This is a genomic window from Protofrankia sp. Cr1, assembly GCF_963555865.1.
Classification (GTDB): Bacteria; Actinomycetota; Actinomycetes; order Frankiales; family Frankiaceae; genus Protofrankia.
Genome location: NZ_CAUVXO010000020.1, coordinates 15,401 through 19,099 on the forward strand (window position 1 = coordinate 15,401; position 3,699 = coordinate 19,099).

The 3,699-nt window shown below is 67.4% G+C and carries 1 protein-coding gene; it reads right to left on the reverse strand.

Annotated elements, in window-relative coordinates:
- Positions 1 to 15: 15 nt before the first annotated feature.
- Positions 16 to 3,483, reverse strand: a complete 3,468-nt coding sequence (locus U9980_RS03750; RefSeq protein ID WP_322766691.1) for an AfsR/SARP family transcriptional regulator — start codon at positions 3,481 to 3,483, stop codon at positions 16 to 18.
- Positions 3,484 to 3,699 lie beyond the last annotated feature (216 nt).

Genomic DNA, 3,699 nt, shown 5'->3' on the forward strand with positions numbered 1-3,699 from the left:
CCCCACACCGGTGGCTCAGAATTCCAGCGGACGACTCCCGGATGTCCACAGTTCTGCGAAGCGCTGCTCGACGAACTGCGCGAACGTCGAATCAACCGGCACCTCGTAGTGGGTGGTCCGGGACGACGAGTCGCCCAACGGAAACGTCGCAACCAGGGCGCGGGCGTCGCAGCGATAGTACGCAACGGTGGATGCCGCCGCGTAGACCCGGACGGCGATACGTTCCCGATCCGCGGCGGCCAGCCCATCGATAAAGATCCGAAGACGATGCAGATTCTCCCGGACCAGCCCGCAGACATCGTGCCACGTGCCAATCTCCCGACTTCGCTGGACGGCAGCGGGTGACTCAGGGTCCAGCAACATGATCTGCACCAACGCCCCGCGGTCGAGGGCGTGCCGCACCGCGGCGAGGAAGGAGTCCCGCAGGCGATCTTCGAGAAGCTCGATCCACGTGGAGAGGATACGGACGACGTACTCGCTCGCCGCTACCCGCCGGATGAACCCGTCGTGGTCGAAGTGGTCGAGGACGCGTTCCGTCGCCGGCTCAAGCCGGTCACCGGGGCCGTGTGCCAGCCAGTCACGGACCTCGGATTCCTCCGTACCTTCATGATCATTGAATAATGCCAGTGCCTGCCGCCACGACGCACGTGCCTGTAGGTCATCGTCGCGCCAGTAGTGCAGCCGGCCGCGGCGGGCCAGAGTTCTCGCTTCGTTCAGCATGTCGCCGCGTTCCTGGAAGATGGACAGACAGGCGTCGTAACAGGCGAATGCCTCGGCGTCACGGCCACCTCGGCTGTGGGCGTCACCCAGCAGCAGCAGGGCCTCGGCCCGCAACGGCAGATGCCCCTCCGCCTGGAAGAAGCGCTCGGCCGCACCGAGCAACCCGATGGCGTCGTCGATCCGTCCGGTTCGCAGGAACGCCGATCCCAGCGCCATCCGAGCCCGCTCGACGGCCAACTGGTTGCTGGTCATCTCACAGTAACCGACCGCAGCCTCCAGGCATGACAGCGACTCGGCGGGACGGTCCGCGGCAAGGTAGGCCCGACCGAGGGTCTCCAGAGCCCGCGCCACCCCGAACGTCATACCGAAGTCCCGGCAAAGATCCCTGCTGATGCGCAGATGATCAATTGCCTCGCCTATCCGGCCATCCTCGATGTCGAGCTCACCCAGGTTGCGACGCGCCGCGGCCTCACCGATCGGCCAGCTCGTCGCGACAAAGAGGGCCAGGCTCGCCTCGAACAGCGTGCGCGCGCCGGCACGGTCCCCCTGCAATCGGCGAAGCTGCCCGAGATGACGGCGCACATTCGCCTCGGCCTCCCGGCTGCGCTGGCGCAGCGTGGCCGCAAGGGCAGCCTCATGGGTCCGGTGCCAGAACGACCAGTGCGACCCGATCTCGAGGAAGTCGACGATCGCGGCGCTCAGCAGCCACGTCATCTCATCAAAGCCTTCAGCCCCGGCCTGCTCGACGAGGGCGACAACGCTCTTGCTCTCCCGGTCGAACCACTGGATCGGACTGCGCGCAGCGACCTCGATCACCCCGTCCTCCCCCGGTTGCCACCGGGGCGGCGACCTGCGGGGGACGATGGTGCGGCTACCCGCGTGCAGCCGGCTCGCAGCGTCCTGCGCGCAGGCCAGATACATCTCCAGCACCCGCTCGAGCGCGGCGCAGCGGTCGGCGGGGCAGTCCTCCTGCGCGAGACGCTCACGCGCGAACAACAGCAGCAGGTCGTGAAAGCGGTACCGGGGCTCATCGCCGTTTCCGGCCCGGCGCTCGATCAGGTGCCCAACTGCCAACTCCTCCAGCAGCTCCGCGGCCTGCTGTACATTCTGATCAAGGAGTGCGGCCGCGGCCAGGGGGCTGACGTCCTCCGTTTCCAGCACGGACAGCAGCCGGAACGCCCGCCTGGTCGCCGCTGGTAGCCCCCGGTAGCTCAGGTCGACGCTGGCCCGCACCTCAAGATCACCGACCCGGAGCACGTTCAAACGCGCAACCTGGAGCTCTTCTCGCAGGGACCGCAGCTTGGCATCGGGCCGCTGCGCGAGGCGCGCACCCGCAATCCGCACCGCCAGTGGCAGAAAGCCACACAGCGCCACGATCGTACGGGCCTCGTCCAGTTCAGCCGCGACCCGCTCGCCGCGTGCCACCTTGGCGAGCAGTGCCACCGCCGGGTCGGAATCGAGGACGTCGAGCACGAAATGGTCGGCATCCAGACTCGAAAGTGCCCGTCGGCTGGTGATAATTACCCCGCAGGATGCCGCCCCCGGGAGCAGCGGGCGCACCTGTTCGGCATCGGTCGCGTTGTCCAGAACGACGAGCAGCTGTTTGCCGTCGAGGGTTGAACGGTACAGCGCCGCCCGCACCTGCGGATCGTCCCCTATGTGCTCGCGTGACACCCCCAGCCCCAGCAGAAACGACACCAGAACCGTCGAAGGTTCGGCCGGCGAGTCCGGTGTGGCCTGCAGGTTCGTATACAGGAAGCCGTCGGGAAACCGACCCCGGAGTTGATGGGCGACGTGAATGGCGAGTGCCGTCTTACCGACGCCTGCCTGCCCGGCTATTGCCGAGACGATTACGCCCGCACCGGCGTCCTCCGCTTCGAACAAGGCGATGAGATCGGCAACCTCCTTCTCCCGACCGGTGAAGTTCCTCGTGCCCGCGGGAAGCTGGGACGGCACGGGATGGCGCGGCACGGCTCCCAGCCGAACCTGTTCAGCCGGCGCGGCCCAACGAAGGGACGGCTCGTCCGCGAGGATCGCCCGTTGCCTTTCCCGCATCGCGGTGGGTTCGATTCCACGATCACGGGATCGGCGCAACGCATCCAGGCAGACGGCGGCGGCATCCTCCCGGCGACCGTCGCGGTAAAGGGCCAACGACAGATCAAGCTGAAGGCGTTCGTCGGCCGGGCTCTCGGCGAGCAGCCGGCGCAGTATCGGTACAAGCGGCCCGTGCCGACCGGCCGCCAGATATGCGGCGGCCCTTTCCTTTTCCGCATGCAGTCGCAGCTCGCCCAACCGGGCCGCATAACGCTCGACAAAGGGACGCCTCTCAAGATCTGCCAGTGGTTCCCCGCGCCAGAGCGCCAGTGCCTCGTCCACCCGGTCGGCAGCGCTCGCCACGTCCTTGGAATCCCGCAGCCGTCGGGCCTGCTCAACCAGTCTGAGAAAAACCAGTTCGTCGAGCTCGTCCGCCCCGACCTGGAGAACGTACCCGCCGGCGTTCCGCGCCAGGGGCTGGCCGTTGGACTGGCCCAACACCCGCCGAAGACCGAGAATATGCACCCGCAGCCGATGCAGGTGTTCGCGCCGATGCTCTTCGTGCCAACCGCCATCGCCCTGCATGGCGCGGAGGAGATCCCGGTCGGGGATAGGGCGGTTCGCCTCGGACAGGAGAGCCGCGAGCAACAGCCGGCGCTGCGGACCACCGATCGGGACATGCGTGGCGTCGCGCACCATCTCGAGCGATCCAAGAACCCGAAACTCCATGTCATCCTGTCCCGCGAAACAACGCACATCGCCCATTACATGATCACACTACTTAAATACCACCTCCAACCAGTGTGCAACACGAGGCCGTGGCAAGCCGGAGGCAACTGCCGGCCACCGGCACCAGGAGCACCCGCCCCCGTGTCCGACAGGACCCCGGTCAGGACCCGGTCAGGACCCGGTCAGGACCCGGTCGCCGCGGCACAACCCCGCCGG